Annotated in this window: 20 protein-coding genes; 4 read left to right on the top strand and 16 right to left on the bottom strand. The window is 41.7% G+C overall.

Translation table 11 applies throughout. The annotated features are described in order from the left end of the window. Positions 1–99 precede the first annotated feature (99 nt). Both FC26_RS02110 and FC26_RS02105 read left to right on the top strand, forming a co-directional pair. Positions 100–312 (top strand): DNA-directed RNA polymerase subunit epsilon, encoded by a 213-nt coding sequence (locus FC26_RS02110; protein ID WP_057777456.1) that lies wholly within the window; start codon positions 100–102, stop codon positions 310–312. 103 nt (positions 313–415) lie between these two features. After that, the gene (locus FC26_RS02105; RefSeq protein ID WP_057777454.1) at positions 416–1,372 is read left to right on the top strand and encodes a diacylglycerol/lipid kinase family protein; all 957 of its coding nucleotides are present in this window, start codon (positions 416–418) and stop codon (positions 1,370–1,372) included. A 43-nt stretch (positions 1,373–1,415) separates the two neighbouring features. On the opposite strand, the gene FC26_RS02100 is transcribed toward FC26_RS02105, so the two are convergent. From FC26_RS02100 to FC26_RS02090, 3 genes are all read right to left on the bottom strand, one after another. Further along, a complete protein-coding gene (locus FC26_RS02100) occupies positions 1,416–1,628 on the bottom strand; it encodes a hypothetical protein (protein ID WP_057777452.1) in 213 nt (70 codons plus the stop codon). Between the two features lie 168 nt (positions 1,629–1,796). Then, positions 1,797–3,179 carry a LysM peptidoglycan-binding domain-containing C40 family peptidase gene (locus FC26_RS02095; protein ID WP_057777450.1) on the bottom strand — a complete coding sequence of 461 codons (1,383 nt, stop codon included), beginning with the start codon at positions 3,177–3,179 and terminating at the stop codon, positions 1,797–1,799. Positions 3,180–3,429: 250 nt separating this feature from the next. Then, positions 3,430–3,954: a copper resistance protein NlpE N-terminal domain-containing protein gene (locus tag FC26_RS02090; RefSeq protein ID WP_057777448.1), complete on the bottom strand. Its 525-nt coding sequence runs from the start codon at positions 3,952–3,954 to the stop codon at positions 3,430–3,432. Positions 3,955–4,582: 628 nt separating this feature from the next. Here FC26_RS02090 and FC26_RS02085 point away from each other — a divergent pair. Together FC26_RS02085 and FC26_RS02080 are read left to right on the top strand one after the other, a co-directional pair. Continuing rightward, complete coding sequence (locus FC26_RS02085) at positions 4,583–5,383, top strand: 2-keto-4-pentenoate hydratase (protein WP_057777447.1); 801 nt, start codon at positions 4,583–4,585, stop codon at positions 5,381–5,383. A gap of 146 nt (positions 5,384–5,529) precedes the next feature. Beyond that, on the top strand, positions 5,530–5,961 hold the full coding sequence (locus FC26_RS02080; protein ID WP_057777445.1) for a Spx/MgsR family RNA polymerase-binding regulatory protein: 432 nt from the start codon (positions 5,530–5,532) through the stop codon (positions 5,959–5,961). A gap of 82 nt (positions 5,962–6,043) precedes the next feature. Here the strand turns inward: FC26_RS02080 and FC26_RS02075 are convergent, their stop codons facing one another. From FC26_RS02075 to dapF, 13 genes are all read right to left on the bottom strand, one after another. After that, positions 6,044–6,619 carry a TIGR01440 family protein gene (locus FC26_RS02075; protein ID WP_057777443.1) on the bottom strand — a complete coding sequence of 192 codons (576 nt, stop codon included), beginning with the start codon at positions 6,617–6,619 and terminating at the stop codon, positions 6,044–6,046. Positions 6,620–6,634: 15 nt separating this feature from the next. After that, the gene (locus FC26_RS02070; protein ID WP_057777441.1) at positions 6,635–7,630 is read right to left on the bottom strand and encodes a ribose-phosphate diphosphokinase; all 996 of its coding nucleotides are present in this window, start codon (positions 7,628–7,630) and stop codon (positions 6,635–6,637) included. Between the two features lie 82 nt (positions 7,631–7,712). Further along, positions 7,713–10,190: an SF1B family DNA helicase RecD2 gene (recD2, locus tag FC26_RS02065; RefSeq protein WP_057777439.1), complete on the bottom strand. Its 2,478-nt coding sequence runs from the start codon at positions 10,188–10,190 to the stop codon at positions 7,713–7,715. A 27-nt stretch (positions 10,191–10,217) separates the two neighbouring features. Further along, entirely contained in the window at positions 10,218–10,898 is a 681-nt protein-coding gene (locus FC26_RS02060; RefSeq protein WP_057777437.1) for a tetratricopeptide repeat protein, read from the bottom strand. A gap of 15 nt (positions 10,899–10,913) precedes the next feature. Beyond that, complete coding sequence (locus FC26_RS02055) at positions 10,914–11,576, bottom strand: histidine phosphatase family protein (RefSeq protein ID WP_057777435.1); 663 nt, start codon at positions 11,574–11,576, stop codon at positions 10,914–10,916. Between the two features lie 141 nt (positions 11,577–11,717). After that, positions 11,718–12,851 carry a tRNA 2-thiouridine(34) synthase MnmA gene (gene mnmA / locus FC26_RS02050; RefSeq protein WP_057777433.1) on the bottom strand — a complete coding sequence of 378 codons (1,134 nt, stop codon included), beginning with the start codon at positions 12,849–12,851 and terminating at the stop codon, positions 11,718–11,720. 103 nt (positions 12,852–12,954) lie between these two features. Then, positions 12,955–13,296, bottom strand: a complete 342-nt coding sequence (locus FC26_RS02045) for a cysteine desulfurase (RefSeq protein ID WP_057777431.1) — start codon at positions 13,294–13,296, stop codon at positions 12,955–12,957. Between the two features lies 1 nt (position 13,297). Further along, the gene (locus FC26_RS02040; RefSeq protein WP_057777429.1) at positions 13,298–14,461 is read right to left on the bottom strand and encodes a cysteine desulfurase family protein; all 1,164 of its coding nucleotides are present in this window, start codon (positions 14,459–14,461) and stop codon (positions 13,298–13,300) included. 11 nt (positions 14,462–14,472) lie between these two features. Then, a complete protein-coding gene (locus FC26_RS02035) occupies positions 14,473–15,168 on the bottom strand; it encodes a 5'-methylthioadenosine/adenosylhomocysteine nucleosidase (protein WP_057777428.1) in 696 nt (231 codons plus the stop codon). Positions 15,169–15,188: 20 nt separating this feature from the next. Beyond that, on the bottom strand, positions 15,189–15,476 hold the full coding sequence (locus FC26_RS02030; protein WP_057777426.1) for a hypothetical protein: 288 nt from the start codon (positions 15,474–15,476) through the stop codon (positions 15,189–15,191). Next, positions 15,466–16,029 (bottom strand): NUDIX hydrolase, encoded by a 564-nt coding sequence (locus FC26_RS02025; protein WP_157061006.1) that lies wholly within the window; start codon positions 16,027–16,029, stop codon positions 15,466–15,468. The genes FC26_RS02030 and FC26_RS02025 overlap by 11 nt, the downstream gene beginning before the upstream one ends. Before the next feature lie 2 nt (positions 16,030–16,031). After that, on the bottom strand, positions 16,032–16,253 hold the full coding sequence (locus FC26_RS02020) for a cold-shock protein (protein WP_057777425.1): 222 nt from the start codon (positions 16,251–16,253) through the stop codon (positions 16,032–16,034). A 14-nt stretch (positions 16,254–16,267) separates the two neighbouring features. After that, positions 16,268–17,257, bottom strand: a complete 990-nt coding sequence (gene dapF / locus FC26_RS02015) for a diaminopimelate epimerase (RefSeq protein WP_057777423.1) — start codon at positions 17,255–17,257, stop codon at positions 16,268–16,270. Positions 17,258–17,375 lie beyond the last annotated feature (118 nt).

Genomic DNA, 17,375 nt, shown 5'->3' with positions numbered 1-17,375 from the left:
AAATAAAATGAGAATTTCATAACATTTACCATCTAAGCTTAGATTGTGATAAGATATAGACTGTAAAGTTTTATGACTATGTATTAAGGAGCCTTTATAATGATTTTTAAAATTTACTATCAAGACACAAAGATTCGTAATCCTAAACGTGAAGATACGCATTCAATGTATCTTGAAGCCGATTCAGAACCAGAGGCCCGGATTCAAGCCGAAGGCAATACGGAATTCAACATTGAATATATCGAAGAATTATCTGATAAGGCCTTGGAATACGAAAAACAAAACCCAGATTTCAAGATTGCAAAGTTTTAAAGTAACCGCTGTCCTAACTGATAATTGCTAGGACAGTTTTTTGTTATGTAAATTTCATTGTATAGTCAAAACATTTGTTTTTTGATGGAGGAAATAACCGTTCGTGCAATTTTCAATTATTTTAAATGAGCTTGCCGGTAGTGGAAATGCGAAAAAAGTCTGGCAGAGGATTGAACCTCAACTTCAAGCTCAGGAAGTCAACTATAATTTAAATAGAACACAATATGCGGGACATGCAGAATTTTTAGCTGGACAAATTATTAAGCATGCTCGTGACCCACGGCAAACGGTTATTTTAGTGATTGGTGGCGACGGAACGCTTCACCAGGTGCTAAATGGTGTTCTCAGCCATTCTGAAACTGGGGACGATCGAATCCCACTTGCCTATATTCCGGCCGGCTCGGGCAACGATTTTGCTCGGGGGCTAAAAATGGCATCTGACCCTGATACAGCACTTCGCCAAGTATTAAATTGCCAACAACCGACCTTAGTCGATGTTGGGACATATAACGAAGCTATTAAGCATGAGACCGGCTTTTTTCTTAACAACATTGGTATTGGCTTTGATGCCGCGGTTGTTAGTCGAACAAATGCATCGGCACACAAAAAGCAGTTCAATAAATATCATCTCGGTTCACTTTCATATGTTGCCTCGGTATTTAGTGTCCTCTACAATCAGGAACCGTTTCAATTAATGGTGCAAATGGGCAAGCATCGTGACCTATATCAAAAGGCCTTTTTGGTCACAACATCAAATCATCCCTACTTTGGTGGCGGCGTTGCAATACTGCCCGACGCCACTGTCCACAGCGGTGAACTCGAACTGATTGTGATCGAACGGAAAAACTGGCTCATGTTGCTCTGGGTTTCGATCTTGCTCGTGTTCAAACGTCATCTCAAGTCCCATTGGGTACACCACTACAAGGCAAAAAAAATCCACGTCACAACAACATCACTGGAGTTTGGACAGATTGATGGGGAAGAAATGGGGAACCGCTTCTACGACCTTTCAATGGGGATACAGCAGTATCCATTCTGGATTGATACAGCTATTAAATAAAAAAATCTCGAATCAGAGTTATCAAACTCCGCTTCGAGATTTTTTAATCTTCAGATGCTTCCATCGCATCCAAAATCATCCGCAATTGACTGCATTCTTCACGCAAATCATTCATTTCTTTTCCATACTGCGGCTCAATTGTAATCGTTCCAGTAACATTTTGCCTAGACGATCGCTTAGCTTCTTTTTGACAAAGCTGTGTCAGTGCACTTTGAGCATCAGCTAATTCCTGCTGAATCTCAAATTTGTTACTCACCTCAAACACTCCCTTTTCAGTAAAGTATTAAAAGCAAATTCAAATTTGCAACATTGAATATAACACCAATCCGGCAGAAAGTTAACCATTTAAGCATTACAATTTGGTTACACACATAAAAAAAGCACACAAAGCCGCGAACCGCGCGAGTTTATGTGCTTTTAAGTACTACTTCAAAGTTCCGGCAAAGCTAGGCATGAAGTAACTACTAATGGTCTGAATTTGAACATTTGAGCCAGTATGTGGTGCCGCAACATACTGATTGTTGCCAATATAAATTGCATCATGATAGGTATTGCCTGGTGTACCCCAGAATAAAATATCTCCAGGCTGAGCAGAGGCTACCGAATGCTTAGAAACATATGCTTCTTGTGCCACCGTATTATGTGGCAACGAAACGCCGTCCGCGTATTTAAAGACGTATTGCACAAGTCCTGAACAATCCATTCCAGAAGTTGTATTACCGCCATAGACATAAGGAATGCCAGCACTTGCTAATTTAACAGCAAGGCTAACGACCGATCCACTCTGCAAGGCAGTATTTGACGAAGCTGTCGTCGAATTTGCTGTCGTTGTGGCTTGTTGGCTAGACTGCGTTGCACTTGACGATGTGGCAGCACTGGTACTCGATGACGATGCAACACTTGATGATGCAGCAGTACTTGAGCTTGTGGTTGCCGATGAAGCAACACTAGCACTTGAAGCCACTTTTTGGGAGCTCGAACTCTGTGCAACAGCACTCGAAGCAACCTGATACGTCGCGTCCACCTGCACTTTGCGCTGAACAGTTGTTGAAGATGATGTCGCACTGCTTGCAGACGCTGACGAAACAGATGATGCACTTACAGAAGAGCTCACAGTCGCTGATGATGCCGTGGTGGTGCTAGTAGCAGTTGTACTCGACACTCCTGATTCATTCACCTTACTGGTTTGTGTCGTGGTAGCAGCACTTTCTGCGGATGAACTCACAGTTGCCGCTACACTCGAAGCACTACTAGTCAATGAAGTTGATTGACCGGCTACACTGGCCGATGAACTCGTAGTTGCCGAAACGGCACTCTTTGCAGTCGCTGACGTTGTACTTGTCTTAGCCGTTGCAGATGCATTCAATGTCAATTTCTGGCCGACAAGCAAGAAATCTTGATTTTGAATACCATTTGCCTTTACCAATTTATCGACCGAAATACCATATTTCGCGGCAATTGCTGAAAGCGTGTCCCCGCTTTGAACGACATAGCTAGATGCTGAAGCAGTTGTCGTGGTCGTTGCTTTCTTTTGTCCTGATAAATTAAGTTGCTGGCCAGAATAAATTAAATCAACCGTTGAGCTTACTTTTTTAATGCTAGTATTTGAAGATTCCAAGTCGGAAATTGAAACACCGTATTTTTGAGCGAGGCTCCACACCGTGTCCCCTTGCTTAACTGTAACAGTTGAAGCGTTTGCCGTTTGCGTTCCAACAGCGAACAATCCCAATGCACCAACCGTTCCCAACAAAACATTCTTGGCATATCGGTTATGGTTACTTCCACTTACTTTATGAGAATTTGACATTCGTTCCACTCCTTACAGAATTACTAAGTTCTTAAATTATTATGAATTTATTTTTAAATTACTGATAATCTGATTAAACATACTGTAAGAATAACATGATCCTTGTAACATGAAAACACTTAACACTTTACATTTTCGAATCATTAATCGCTCATTTAATCTATTTGTATATACCAAAAGGCCGCAACAGCAGCCTTTTCATTTTGCAGTTCTTTATCAATTAGTTAACATTACAAATACGTTACAACAATCATAATTTTGTAAGATGGATTTGTTCATGATCATGGTCAATCTTCATCCACGTTTGGTGAACCGTAATTTTGCTATGTTGTTGGTTTCCAAATTGCTTGTAAAATTGTGCCTTATCAACTGTATCGGTCGCACTAACTTGATGTGCTTTAAGCGCGGTTTTGGAACTGTACGTCGCAACCACCACCCGATTAGGAATGCAGGTAATAGTTTTCCCACTTCTCTTATATGTTCCAGTGTATGTCCGGGTCCAGCATTGGCTAACCGTATTCTCTTCAACTAGTTGGTAGGTGTTATCCCGATTTAATGTCAGCTTAATTTTAACAGCCTGCGCGTCTGGATACTTTTTGGTTCCTTCCCATTTTCCGATGATCGATACCTTTTTGCTATGATGCTGCACAGTTTGTCTTTGACTCGTTACTGGAGTCCTGTTTGCCTGATAACGCACATAGCCGGCGCTCCCCAATGCTACTATCGCAATTAAAATTACCATCGCCAACGTTATGATTTTTGCTTTTCGTTTCATCAAATTCTCCCCTTTATAACACTTAATCATCATAACGCACCATAACCACTGAAAACACTTCACGAGTTCTAATCTCATTTTATTTTAATTTTTTATTTTGATATTCCGAATTAATAACATCCATTCTTCATTTGATGAGCAATGCCTATTTATACTTATCCTTGCTATATACAACTATTATAATTGTTCACCACAATTTACCACATATAATGCTGGTTTCTTTGACCATATGGTCTGGATTTAGCCTTGACATCCAACTCAAATCTCGCTAAGGTAGTGTTATATTAAATTTAGATGAGAAATCAACGACTAGGTCAGTAACCGTTCAATTAGTCTTCAGAGAGTTCTGGTATCCGCTGCGACAGAATAGACATTGAATTGCGAACATCGCCTATGAGTGCACTGTGTCATTAACTTGATACACTGTTGGGGCCACCCATTATCAGGAGATCTTTCGATCATTAAGCCAAGCAGTATTGCACTTGGAAAATAAGGTGGTACCACGCTAACACGTCCTTACTTGGGGCGTGTTTTTTCGTCTATTTTTTCTAACTTCAAAAAAGGAGGATCGTTCTTAACCTTTATTTGACTTGAATACATATTAAACAACTTTGGAGGACTACATATTATGACAAAAACTAATTTAACTCTCGCAACTCCCGAAGAAACACAATTCGCAAACACGCTCTTTCAGGCGTTACAAACGCAAACAAAGCTCGATGAGTCCAAATATCAAACACTGTTACAAGATGATGATGCCGCATACCGAGTTCAATATGCACTTACCCAACTTAAGCAAGAGCCTGTGCGCGGCTATAAGGTTAGTTTAACGAGTAAACAAACACAAGATATGTTTGACTCCGACTCACCACTCTACGGCGCAGAGGTAGACCATCAATGGCTGTCGTCACCAGCACAGCTTCCATTGTCAGATATGATGGAACCACTTGTTGAAGTGGAACTCGTCTTTACGGCCCAAGAAGATTTATCTGCTACCGATTCTGTTGACGAATTACTCAAAAAAACTACGGTTGCTGCAGCACTAGAAGTACCAGACGCGCGTTTCAAAAACTGGTTCCCCGCCTTGTCAAAACATATGGTCATGGCAGATAATGCGGTAGCTGGTCGTGTCGTTTTCGGTAAGGAATTGGCAACAAATACCATGAAAGTGGCTGACCTATCACAAGTCAAGGCAGAATTGACACTCGATGGTCAACCCCTTGTGGCTGGTGATTCTTCGGAGGTTCTTGGAAATCCTTTGAATTCACTCCAATGGCTCGTCAAAAAATTGGAAAGCCAAGGTCAAAAATTAAAAAAAGGGCAACGTGTATCAAGCGGTACGTTTGTATTACCCCCACATCTTACAAAAGGACATTACCTCTGCCATTTTAGCGGTGACTTTGGCGACGTCAGTTTAGACGTTAAATAAACCGGAATAGCAGGCATAAACAATAAAATTTATACCTGCTATTTTTCTACTCATTAATATTTCTTTTAAATATCAGATAAACTAGTTGCTAGTTATCCGGTGATTGATGTAAACTAAGTGCTAAATTATATGGAGAAGGTGATTATATGGTTCAACTGTATTTTCATACTAACGATCCATCAAAACGCAAAGCCGTTAAATGGCTAGCGGAGCACGGTATTGATTTGCATCAACGGAACATTGAAAATGATCCGTTATCTGAAGCTGAAATTATGCATCTATTCTCATTATCACTTGATGGGACAGATGAGTTAATTTCAAAGCGGTCAAAAGATACCAAGGCTCTCAATATGGATCCTGATAAAATGACAATTAAACAGCTCACAAATGCAATCTCAACAACCCCACATATTCTTAAGAATCCGATCATCTTTGATAAACATAAGCTTGTAACCGGATTTGATTTGGAGAAAATTGGAATGTTTGTTCCGAAAAAACTTAGAAAGTTAGAATTATCATCTTTGTTTGCAAAACTCAACCCTGCTAAGGGAAATGGTAATCACATCAAACTTGCATAACTATGTTTTATCGTAGACTAAAAGGCATACCAGCTTACCGAAATGATAAGTTGATACGCCTTTTTTATATTTCATTCATTAATTAGTCGACCGGCACCCATTGATAATGTGCCCGTTCACCACCAACAAGCTTTGGTCGGCTCTTTAAATACGTAACATGGGCTAAGCCAACTTCTTTAATTGATGTTCTGACGGGGATCTGAACAAACTTAACATGCATACCAATCGATGTATCACCAATATCAATACCGCCAGCAGCCACAATATGCTCAACCTCAATTGGATCATCAAACTGTTCGTAGGCAGCCACCTGAGTACCACCACCCGCATTTAGAGCTGGAAATACCGTGACCTCTTCAAAACCGCGCTTTTCAGCCTCTCGTCGTTCTATTAGCAACGAACGGTTAATATGTTCACAACCTTGAACGGCCAGATGTAATCCATACCGTTTCAATAACGGCATAATTGTGCCAATTACCATCCGCCCAACTTCAATAGAAGAATGCTTACCGATGACATGGCCTTGGATTTCACTCGTACTTGATCCCAATACAATTAATGAATCCTTAGGAAACTGCGCATTTTCTAAAAATTCAGTAAGTCCCTGACGTAACTGCCGTTGGCTCTCTTCAAAATCAAATTCTTTCGTATTCTCCACCCTCTAAATTTAAACCTAAATTTTAGCATTTTTATTGTGTGCACTAATAAATAGCGAATCAACGGGTTCGTTGTTATGAATTTTAATAATCGCCTGTCCCAGTAATGGTGCAACTGATAACTGAACCAGTTTTGCACCTTTTTTACTGTCTGGTAAATCAATTGAATTTGTTACAATTGCTTTTTTGATTGGCGCCTCATCAATCTTTTTCATCGCCTCTTTTGAGAAGACCGCATGGGTTGCACAAGCGTAAACTTCTTTGGCACCGAAGTTTTTCAAGGCAACCGCGGACACTGCCATTCGAACTCCGGTATCAATAATATCATCGATCAAAATTGCCGTCTTTCCCTTAACGTTACCAATCACGTATTCAGGTACGGATTCCGTCTGACGTTCAATTTCTTCTGGATTGCGATTATCAATGATCGCAATCGGCGCCTTTAAAATTTCTGCAAATCGACGAGCACGCGAAACGCCGGCATGATCGGGGGCCACAATTACAATATCTTCTGTCAAATGGTGGTCATAAAAATAGTTTGCGAGCAATGGTGCCGCCAGCATGTGGTCAACCGGAATATCAAAGAAGCCTTGTACTTGGTCTGCATGTAAGTCTAATGCAATTAAGCGATCGATTTGGTCCTTTTCAAGCATTGTCGCAATCAGCTTAGCGGTAATTGGTTCCCGTGAACGTGCTTTTCGATCTTGTCTGGCGTACCCATAGTACGGCACGATCACATTAATTGTCTTGGCACTGGCTCTTCTTAATGCATCGATCATAATTAAGAGTTCCATTAAATTTGAATTAACTGGATCTGAGATTGATTGAATGACATAAACCTCACATCCCCGTACGCTTTCGTTAATCGTAATTTGAATCTCTCCATCAGCAAATTGCTTGATCGACGCGTCACTTAACGCTAGCCCAACTTCTTCCGCAACCGCTTGTGCCAGTGGACGATTTGAATTAAGTGAAAAAAGTTTTACACGTGATGCATTTTTGATTCCAGCCATGAATGGCAACCCCCAAATTATATTTTCATTATATTATCGCAACATTTGTCTTGAAGTGCAAGTTGATTAGCTTATGAATCCGCTATGAAGTTTGAAAATCTGCCGGTTTAATTCCGTGCATGCCAATCATTGGATCAATCGTTCCATTCTGAATCAACGCCATCGTTAACTGCGCATCTTCTGGATCAATAATCTTGTCATCATCATTATTATTTTGAGAATCTGAAACCGAATCTTTGGCTTCCTGTAGGTCATTACCAACGGGCATCATTTCTCCACCAAACGTTTCCGTCAGTCGTTGTAATAACGACGTCTGTCGATTAACAGCCTCGTTTTCAATACACGTTGCAAAGGCCCGTGGATCACCTAACAAAATTAACTTATTTTTAGCCCGTGTAATTGCCGTATACAGTAGATTGCGTTGTAGCATTCGACTGAACTGCGGGACCATCGGTAAAATCACCATGTCAAACTGACTTCCTTGTGATTTATGAATTGAAATACAGTAGGCCAATGTCAATCTTTGCCACTCATTACGAGAATAAGTCACTTCATTTTGATCAAATTGAATAACCATCTGATCGGTCTTCGGCCCCGCCTTTTTACCAGTTGCCTTGAGATCAAGCGCCACAATCGTCCCAATGTCACCATTAAAAACATTATTTTCTGGTGAATTCACTAGGTGCAGTACCTTATCTCCAATTCGAAAGTGTTGGCCTCGAAACTCCACTTCTTTGGTTTTCTCACTCTTGATAGGATTAAAAATATTTTGTGAAAGTTCATTAATGCGGTCAATCCCCGCACTCCCTCGATACATGGGAGCTAAAATTTGAACCTGATCCGCACTAAAATCTTTATCCTGTGCCTTAACTACAATCTGGGAAATCACATCGGCCACCTGATCCGCACGACACGGAATAAACGAACGATCCGGATATGACTTAGTCAAATCTTTTGGAACCTGTCCAAGTTTAATCGCGTGTGCCAACGGGATAATCGAAGATTCAGAAGACTGCCGATAAATATGATCTAATTCCAGCTTCGGTAACTGTTCAAACTGAAGCAAATCATGAAAAACCTGTCCCGGCCCCACAGATGGCAGTTGATCCTTATCGCCAACTAACACAACTTGCATGGTACTAGGCACCGACTTGAGTAGTGTTTTAAATAAAAGTGTATCAACCATTGACAGCTCATCGACGATTAACAACGCACCCTCAAGATCCTTGGCATTCATTTCGGTCGGCATTTCACGGCCGTTTAATCCCAAAAGTCGATGAATCGTGCTAGCTGGTAGCCCGGTGGTTTCACTCATCCGCTTAGCAGCTCGACCAGTTGGGGCTGCCAGCAAGATGGGAAATGGTCGGTCCTTATACTCATTAATATCGAGTGAATACTGATGAAGCTTGGCAAAGGTTGCAACAATTCCATTAATAATAGTTGTTTTTCCAGTTCCCGGACCACCAGTCAATAAGAACACTCGCGACATTAGTGCTTTGATAATTGCCTGCTCTTGTGATTGATCATACAAAATATCCAGTTGACCTTCAATTTTATTAATGACTTTAGCAATGGCTTTTTCACCGAGGTCAATTGGTTCATCAGACATTAATCGCTGAAGGTGCTGGGCAATCTGCCACTCCCCACTAAATAATGTACTTGGATAAACTCGATCCTCCTGACCGACAATTTCATTTTTTTTCGCCAGATCAATTAGCTGATCGGCAACCTTTTGCGGTTCAATTTTCACTTGTTGGCTCGATTCTAGTAGTTGGATAGCATTATTAAGGAGGGGCTTGGTGAATGTGTATGTATCCCCACTTTGCATTGTTACCTCATCCAGTGCCTGCAACACACCAGCGGCTAATCGGCGCGGATCATCAGGTGCAATATCCATCTGCATCGCCACCTGATCTGCACGTTTAAAACTAATACCATCAATATCCTGGGCTAACTGATAGGGGTTATCATGAATAACATCTAATGTTTTCTCACGGTACTTTTCAAAAATCGTCGCTGCTAATGAATTACCAAAGCCTAAATCATTCAAACCAATCACAATCTGGTCCATTCCTTGATTATCCGTCAAATTATCAACCAAGGATTGAATAATGGTTGGTCGAAGTTTTAATGGTGCTAAAACACTTGAATCATGAGTGATTTCTGCAATCGCACCAGTTCCCAGCAAATCGACAATTTTTTCGGCTGTTTTTTGACCGACCCCTTTGAACTGGTCACCGGACAAGTAATTGACTAGGCCCTGTCGTGTTGTAGGTTGTGCTTTGTGATAGCCGGTTGACTGGAATTGCTGCCCATACTTTGGATGATCAACAAGTTTTCCCTCGAAACGATATAGACTTTCATCGTCAACATCCCCAAAATTTCCCGTTACAACAATTTCTGGTTCGGTCCACTCTAAATTAGTTTCTTCAACAGAGACCAGCAATACTTTATAGAAATTATCCGAACTTGCAAAAAAAACGGTAATTACTTTACCAACTAAAAAAGACGACTCCACTGGGTCATCAAATAAGTTAATTGAATTATCCACCAAAGTCATCTCCTCAAACTATTTCCCAAAACACCACTACTTATCCTGATGTTGTTTGAGAACCTTCTGAATATCATCGATCCGCTTTTCACTCTTCTCATAATAGTCCGGATCTAACTGCTTGGCTTGGTTCAGATAATCCACATAGGGTTCTCCAAGAACCATTGCCACCAAGCCTCTGTTGAATTGTGTATCTGCGCGACCCGGATGACGTTTTAAAATATCATCGTAAAAATCCGCAGCCTGCGTGAAATTACCGAGTGCTAGTAACGCATCTCCCAAGACTTGATTAATTTCCGGATCCTGCTTCCGCAAATCATGTGCAGTCAGCCCATAAGCAATTGCCCGCTTATAGTCCTTCATCTGCATTAGGCTCTGGGCCATCATCAAATATGCATCTGCCTTCAGCTTATCGTCATTAATCTTGTTATAGTATTTGATTGCTTCTTCATACTTGCCAACTTCATAATAGAGATTTCCCAAGCCATAACTCAACAAATTGACCGCTTTAGTATCCTTGGCAAAAATTCCCAGAGCTTTCATAAACAGCTCTTCAGCCTGTTCGTGGCTGTTCAGCCTTGTCAGAAGTGCCCCTAAATCATAGTAATTTTGCACCTTGTCAGGGTGTGCATCAATTGCCCCCACCAATTTAGCTACTAATTTTTCAGATTGTTCTTTCTGTTCATCACGATTAATTCCATCACGGTTTTCAGTCATTTCTTGTTCCCCCCTCTAAATAGTGTCAGTCGGATCATTTTCAGATCGATTTAAATAGTCAGTCTCATTCCATTGAACTAGTTGGTACCCATCCATCGGTGATTGTGCCTCCAGAATAGTCGTTGATGTGTTGCTGAGTCCGCCTCGATCACGCAGGTGATCCAGCGAAACACCTAACAACCCGTTAATACCGGCATTCATCGCCGCACCGTGTGATACAATAATCACATTTTGATCGCCAGGATGATTGCTGACAATCTCATCAACAGCCTGTTTAAACCGTCTAATGACCTGATCGAAGCTTTCACCGGCAATATTTGACGCGTTGTAACGATCAGGATGGTTACGAAAAGCGTCAAATTCTGTTGGAAATTGTTGAGCAACCTCCTGAAATGCCATGCCTTCCATTTTACCTAAATCAAATTCTGATAAACCGCTCATAAGGGTCAGCTTCAGTTTTTGATTCAACTGGGCACGTAAGTAGTTCGCAGTATCTCGAGCTCGTTTGATGGGACTGGCGTACATCTGTGTAAATGACACCGTCCGTAAATGCTTTCCTAAACGTTTAATCTCATGATAACTTTCTGGAAGGAGAGGTGAATCTCCATGCATTCCTTGGTAACGCGACTCAAGATTCCATTCAGTTTTGCCATGTCTAATAAAGTATAGTTTAGTCATCTATTTCTTCCTTACCTAAAATCAACTGCTCTTATTATCCCAATATCCCCAACATTGTGCAACTCTATTTTACACCATTATCTTCAACACCGATGAATAAAGGATTCTAATTCACAACGAATTAGAATCCCTTATTTCATACTATACATATTGAAGAGCACGTGTCTCATTGTAAGCCTGATCAATAATCGCACTGCCCAAGCACTCAGCACCATCATAGAAAACAACTGCTTGTCCTGGTGTAATTGCTCGCGCAGGATCATCAAACGCCACAACAACGGTTTCATGATCATCACTTAACCGTACGGTAACCCCAACATCCTTCTGCCGATAACGGAACTTAGCGGTGCAATGGAACTCATCGCCATACCGTTGTGCAATATCATCCACCCAGTGAATATCACTCGCGTTAAGATGTGTTGCATACAGATGTTCATTGTGGTAGCCCTGCCCAACGTACAAGACGTTCTTTGACTGGTCTTTGCCAATCACAAACCAAGGCTCGTTACTCGTTCCATTACCACCAATTCCAAGTCCCTTGCGCTGACCAATTGTGTAGTACATCAATCCAGTATGCTCACCCATAACAGTCCCATCAAGGGTGACCATCTTACCGGGCTTAGCTGGTAAATACGTACTCAAAAAGTCCCTGAAATGACCTTTTTCACCAATAAAACAGATTCCAACAGAGTCCTTCTTATTGGCAGTTGCCAATCCAGCTTCCTGAGCAATAGCGCGAACTTCAGGCTTTGTCAGACCAGCTAGTGGGAACATTACCCGATCTAACTGCTCGTGATCTAATTGACTCAAAAAATACGTTTGATCCTTATTTTGATCCACAGCACGCATTAGGTGCATATGACCATTAGCATCTCGTTTCAAGTCAGCATAGTGACCAGTCGCAATATAGTCTGCACCAAGTTGATCCGCATATTCTAGAAACGCTTTAAACTTAATCTCTTTATTACAGATTACGTCGGGATTCGGAGTGCGATCTTTCTTATATTCATCCAAGAAATACGTAAATACGCGGTCCCAGTATTCCTTTTCAAAGTTAACAGAATAATACGGAATCCCTATTTTTGATGCTACTTTTGCAACATCCTTGTAGTCTTCCGTCGCGGTACAAACGCCATTTTCATCAGTGTCGTCCCAATTTTTCATGAACACACCGACGACATCGTATCCTTGCTGCTTTAAAAGCAGTGCAACAACCGATGAATCAACACCGCCGCTCATTCCGACTACTACACGTGTATGACTGTTGTCAGCCATGTCATCACCATCATTTCAAATAGATTCTGGAAAAATCCACGATTGAAGGTCGTAACAATCCAGTATCGGCCATTATATCAAAATTGACCACAACATGCACGCATTAAACCTTCTCAAATACACCACGCTTAACCATTTCATCAAGTATGAAATGATACTGAGTCGTAAATTCATCAGCTCGAGCGTGCTTGAAAATATTAACCGTCGCACTGCCACTCTTATTTACGGTATCCATTTTAAAACTACCCAAATCTTTTTTAAACGTGATTTTAAGTTTTGCGACCGCTTCGAACGGTGACGTGGGGTCCAATGAACCTTCATAGATAAACGTACCATTGGGTTTTAAGTCGAACCCCAAATCTCGAAGCGTATACTTTTTAATTTGCGAACTAATTTGATAAGTATCTGAATCACCAGGTACCTGTACCTTATCTGCAAATGCCATCCTATCGCACCTCACTCTTTTGTTTAAGTCGCGATACAATATCACTTAACGCCTGGACAAACGCGGTAATCTGCTCAGTAGTTGTATACCGACCAAAACTAATTCGAATCGATTCGCTAATCCGTGGACTATCTTCACCAAACATAGCAGTTAAAACATGTGACGGCTCCAAATTACCAGCCGTACATGCAGACCCACCAGAAACTGCGAATCCAGCCAGATCTAAATTAGTTTGTAACACATACGTTGAAATTCCCTTAACCCAAATATTGAACACATGATTCAAGTTTTCTGGGTCCAGTGCCCCATTAATTTCGAACTCAATATGCTGAGCCGTCAGTCCATCAATAATCTGCTGCTTGAATTGGTAGTACTTAGTTTGACGATGCAGTTTTTCGTCATGGGTTAGTACGGAAACTGCCTTCCCAAACGCTGCAATTGCTGGCACATTCTCGGTCCCCGCACGGCGCTTAGTTTCTTGATCGCCACCCTTAACAAAACTTTCGAAATTGACGCCTTCACGCCGATATAAAAAGCCAATCATTTTGGGCCCATTAATTTTGTGTGCAGAAGTGGAGAGTAGATCGATATGATCTGCTTCAACATCAATATCGAGCAGCCCATACGTTTGAACAGCATCGGTGTGCAACCACGCCTGATGATCTTTCAAAATTTCACCAATTTCGTGAATTGGCATCCGGCTACCAACCTCATTATTTCCCATCATAACTGTGACCAAAATAGTATCGGGGCGTAAGGCTGCTTTAAAGTCAGCCAACGAAATATTACCGAATTCATCAACCGGTAGGTACGTCACTTCAAACCCCTTTTGCTCTAAATAATGGAGTGGTTTTAACACCGCCTCATGCTCAATTGCTGTCGTAATAATATGTTTACCTAAGCTTTGTCGTGCCTCTGCAGTCTGCAGAATTGCCGTATTGTCGCTTTCGCTACCGCCGCTAGTAAACACAATTTCGTTATCATTGGCATGAATACTCTGTGCAATTATATGACGTGCTTGGTCAACAACCATTGCGGCTTGCCGACCAAATCCATAGCCGGTTGATGCATTACCAAACACATGGCGCATCTTATCGGTCATCTCATCAATCACTTCATCAGACATGGGCGTTGTCGCCGCATTATCTAAATAAATCTGTTCCACTATCAAAACCCCTATTCAGTTTGAGCCCGAAAGAGCGCCAGTAACATTTGTGCTGAACGCTTTCCGGCATCAATAATAAATTCATCAAAAGAAATTCCTGCGTTTGAATCAGCAGTATCCGACATTGCCCGAACAACAACGTACGGAACATGATGATCAGTAGCAACTTGGCCGACTGCTGCCCCCTCCATTTCGCTAGAAACAGCCTCGGGAAAATGGCTCAGAATTTGTTTCACTGCCGCTTCACTGGCAATAAACTGATCGCCACTCACAATTAATCCGGTCGTCACGTTCAACCCGGTTTCTTGCCCGGCCCGAGCAATTTCTTGCCCCCACTTTTGAGACGCCTCGAAACGAGCGGGTTGTCCCGGAAGTTGACCATATTGGTACCCAAACGCCGTTGCATCAACATCATGGTAGGCCGTCGCAGTTGAGACAACAACATCACCAACGTGTAATCCATCACCAATCCCGCCGGCTGAACCAGAATTAATCACCACATCTGCTTGAAATTCAACGATCAAATGTTCAGTAGTTATTCCCGCCTCAACTTTACCAATGCCAGACTCAACCAAAACAACGTTTTGACCGCTAATTTGACCTTCATAATATTTTTTTCCACCAAGCGTTGTTATCTGCTTATTCTCTAGTGCAGCCGTTAATTCTTTAATTTCTTCTGGCATTGCACAAATTACACCAAACTTCATTCAAAACCATCCTATCTTAATTAACCAACAAAAAACAGAACTAAGTATACGAGTATAATCGCAATTACTAGTCCAATAATAACCAAATTTAATTTATGCTTTAATTTTACTGTTCTCGCATCACTGGGATCCGTGTGACTTCGCGTTTCCGATATCGGCGGAATTTCTTCATCCGGCGCATCAGAAACCACATCCGCATCCGGTTCACTGTCCACTGTCTCTTCAGGACCTTTTCGTCCTCGTTTCGCCTGTTGTCGCCGATAAGCTTGGCGAGACAATGGTTGTTCTTCTTGATCCTCATGATTCATTCAGGTCACCACTCAATACCAATGTTTGCCAATGATAAATCGCCATAATTGTCTTAGCATCGATAATCTTTTGCTCGCGAATCATGGCAAGTGCCTCATCAAGGCTTACCCGTATTACTTGAAGATTCTCATCATCATCTTGTGGTAGTTCGTTCACCACTGCCGTTAGTCCAGTCGCGACATATAACGTCATGAATTCATCACAAAATCCAACTGAGGTATAAAACGAACTGGCTTCAGTCAGATGTGTCGCCTTTAATCGCGTTTCTTCATTCAATTCCCGAATAGCCGCATGCAATGCACTATCATCACGATCATCCAGCTTTCCAGCCGGAATTTCCAACGTCACCTGATCCACCGCTGCTCGCCATTGTTTCATTAGCAACATTTTATTTTGATCATCGATTGCTAAAATGGCCACGGCAGGGGCATGATGCACAATCTCGCGGGTTGTCATTTTACCGTTCGGCAATTTCACGTCAGCAACTTCTAACGTCATAATATGGCCGCTAAAAATCGTTTTTGAAGCAACCTTCTTTTCTTCTAATGTCACCTTTATAAAGATCCTTCCTCATCATCCGTAATCACTTGAACATGAGCTGCCTGTGGGCCACGAACTCCTTGCACAACAACGAGATCAACCTGTTCACCCGGACGTAATTCTTTTCTCCCGGATCCTTCGATACCGCTAAAATGCACAAATACATCAGGTTCATTCGGAACTTCAATAAAGCCAAAGCCCTTTTGTTCATCAAAATTTTTAACTTGTCCGCGCACAGTCTTTTCTCCTTCTACTTCGTCAATGACTGAACAAAGGCTTCGTACGCCGTTTGTTCTCCAGTTTCAACAACTACTGTATTTTCAAATTGATGCTCTAAGGCGTCTGCCAAGCTTAATTCAACCGTTCGTACAAACGTGGCATTACCAATTAGATCAATATAGTCTTCCCCACCAGCAACTTGGTGATGAACTTTAGTCTTGACCATACCGCCCGGATTTTTAACCGTAATTTCAGTATTATTCGTTACTTGATCCGCATGTAACAGCACACTAACTAAACTTGAAGCCGACATTGCTGTACCACAGGCATCAGTATACCCAACTCCACGTTCAAATGTACGCACAAAAATTTCATTTTTACCAAGTACCCGAACAAAGCTAACATTAACTCCATCAGGAAAAATTGGGTTTTGACCATCATTCAAATAACGCCCTAGTTCCCCAAGCTGATCGCTTTCAAGCGTTGCTTGATCAACAAATGCGATCAAATGTGGGTTCGGTACTGCCACTGCAGTAAATTTCAAGTCGCTGTCTAATTCATCAATTGCTTGGTCAACCAGTGTTTCTGCTTCATGGTTAACATGCATTTTTAAATCAGCCGCTTTAAAACTAACTGGCGCAATATGTGCCTGATAAGTCGCAACATCCGGTGCTAAATTAGGCATCTTAGCGACTGGTAAATCGGCCTCCATAGTTTGCACCGCAAACGACTGTGTTTGGTTCTGCTGTGCCAAATAGCGTGCAACGCAACGAAGTCCATTCCCACACATGCTGGCCTCACTACCATCAGCGTTGATAACTCGCATTCGCCCAATTGGGCCTACATGGTCTGCCCGGTCAACCCACAAAAGGCCATCCGCCCCATCCAGTAATCCATTTTTTCGATCACAAATATTAACCGCCAATTGGCGAATTTCTGTTTCCGTTAGTTGTCTCTCTAATGTTTGTGCGTCTAGCATATAAAAATCATTGCCAGAACCGTGTACCTTTAATAATTTCATTTGCTTCACCCTCATCTTGGCAAAAAAATACCAAGTAATTTTCATTACTTGGTATTTTACACCGTTAGTTACTAAAAGTCATTTGTTCAGTACCAACAACCTGTTTAAACGGGTCATC

Source organism: Paucilactobacillus vaccinostercus DSM 20634 (genome assembly GCF_001436295.1).
Taxonomy (GTDB): Bacteria; Bacillota; Bacilli; order Lactobacillales; family Lactobacillaceae; genus Paucilactobacillus; species Paucilactobacillus vaccinostercus.
The sequence above is the reverse complement of the archived record's forward strand: the minus strand, read 5'-3'. Positions and strand labels throughout refer to the sequence as shown.

Bases quoted from the DNA above. Each gene is read 5' to 3' on its own strand.
- FC26_RS02070 (WP_057777441.1), bottom strand. From the start codon at position 7,630: ATGGCTGGAATCAAAAATGCATCACGTGTAAAACTTTTTTCACTTAAT.
- FC26_RS02080 (WP_057777445.1), top strand. From the start codon at position 5,530: ATGGTTCAACTGTATTTTCATACTAACGATCCATCAAAACGCAAAGCC.
- mnmA (WP_057777433.1), bottom strand. From the start codon at position 12,851: ATGGCTGACAACAGTCATACACGTGTAGTAGTCGGAATGAGCGGCGGT.
- recD2 (WP_057777439.1), bottom strand. From the start codon at position 10,190: ATGACTTTGGTGGATAATTCAATTAACTTATTTGATGACCCAGTGGAG.
- FC26_RS02085 (WP_057777447.1), top strand. From the start codon at position 4,583: ATGACAAAAACTAATTTAACTCTCGCAACTCCCGAAGAAACACAATTC.
- FC26_RS02090 (WP_057777448.1), bottom strand. From the start codon at position 3,954: ATGAAACGAAAAGCAAAAATCATAACGTTGGCGATGGTAATTTTAATT.
- FC26_RS02045 (WP_057777431.1), bottom strand. From the start codon at position 13,296: ATGGCATTTGCAGATAAGGTACAGGTACCTGGTGATTCAGATACTTAT.
- FC26_RS02060 (WP_057777437.1), bottom strand. From the start codon at position 10,898: ATGACTGAAAACCGTGATGGAATTAATCGTGATGAACAGAAAGAACAA.
- dapF (WP_057777423.1), bottom strand. From the start codon at position 17,257: ATGAAATTATTAAAGGTACACGGTTCTGGCAATGATTTTTATATGCTA.
- FC26_RS02095 (WP_057777450.1), bottom strand. From the start codon at position 3,179: ATGTCAAATTCTCATAAAGTAAGTGGAAGTAACCATAACCGATATGCC.
- FC26_RS02055 (WP_057777435.1), bottom strand. From the start codon at position 11,576: ATGACTAAACTATACTTTATTAGACATGGCAAAACTGAATGGAATCTT.
- FC26_RS02030 (WP_057777426.1), bottom strand. From the start codon at position 15,476: ATGAATCATGAGGATCAAGAAGAACAACCATTGTCTCGCCAAGCTTAT.
- FC26_RS02110 (WP_057777456.1), top strand. From the start codon at position 100: ATGATTTTTAAAATTTACTATCAAGACACAAAGATTCGTAATCCTAAA.
- FC26_RS02035 (WP_057777428.1), bottom strand. From the start codon at position 15,168: ATGAAGTTTGGTGTAATTTGTGCAATGCCAGAAGAAATTAAAGAATTA.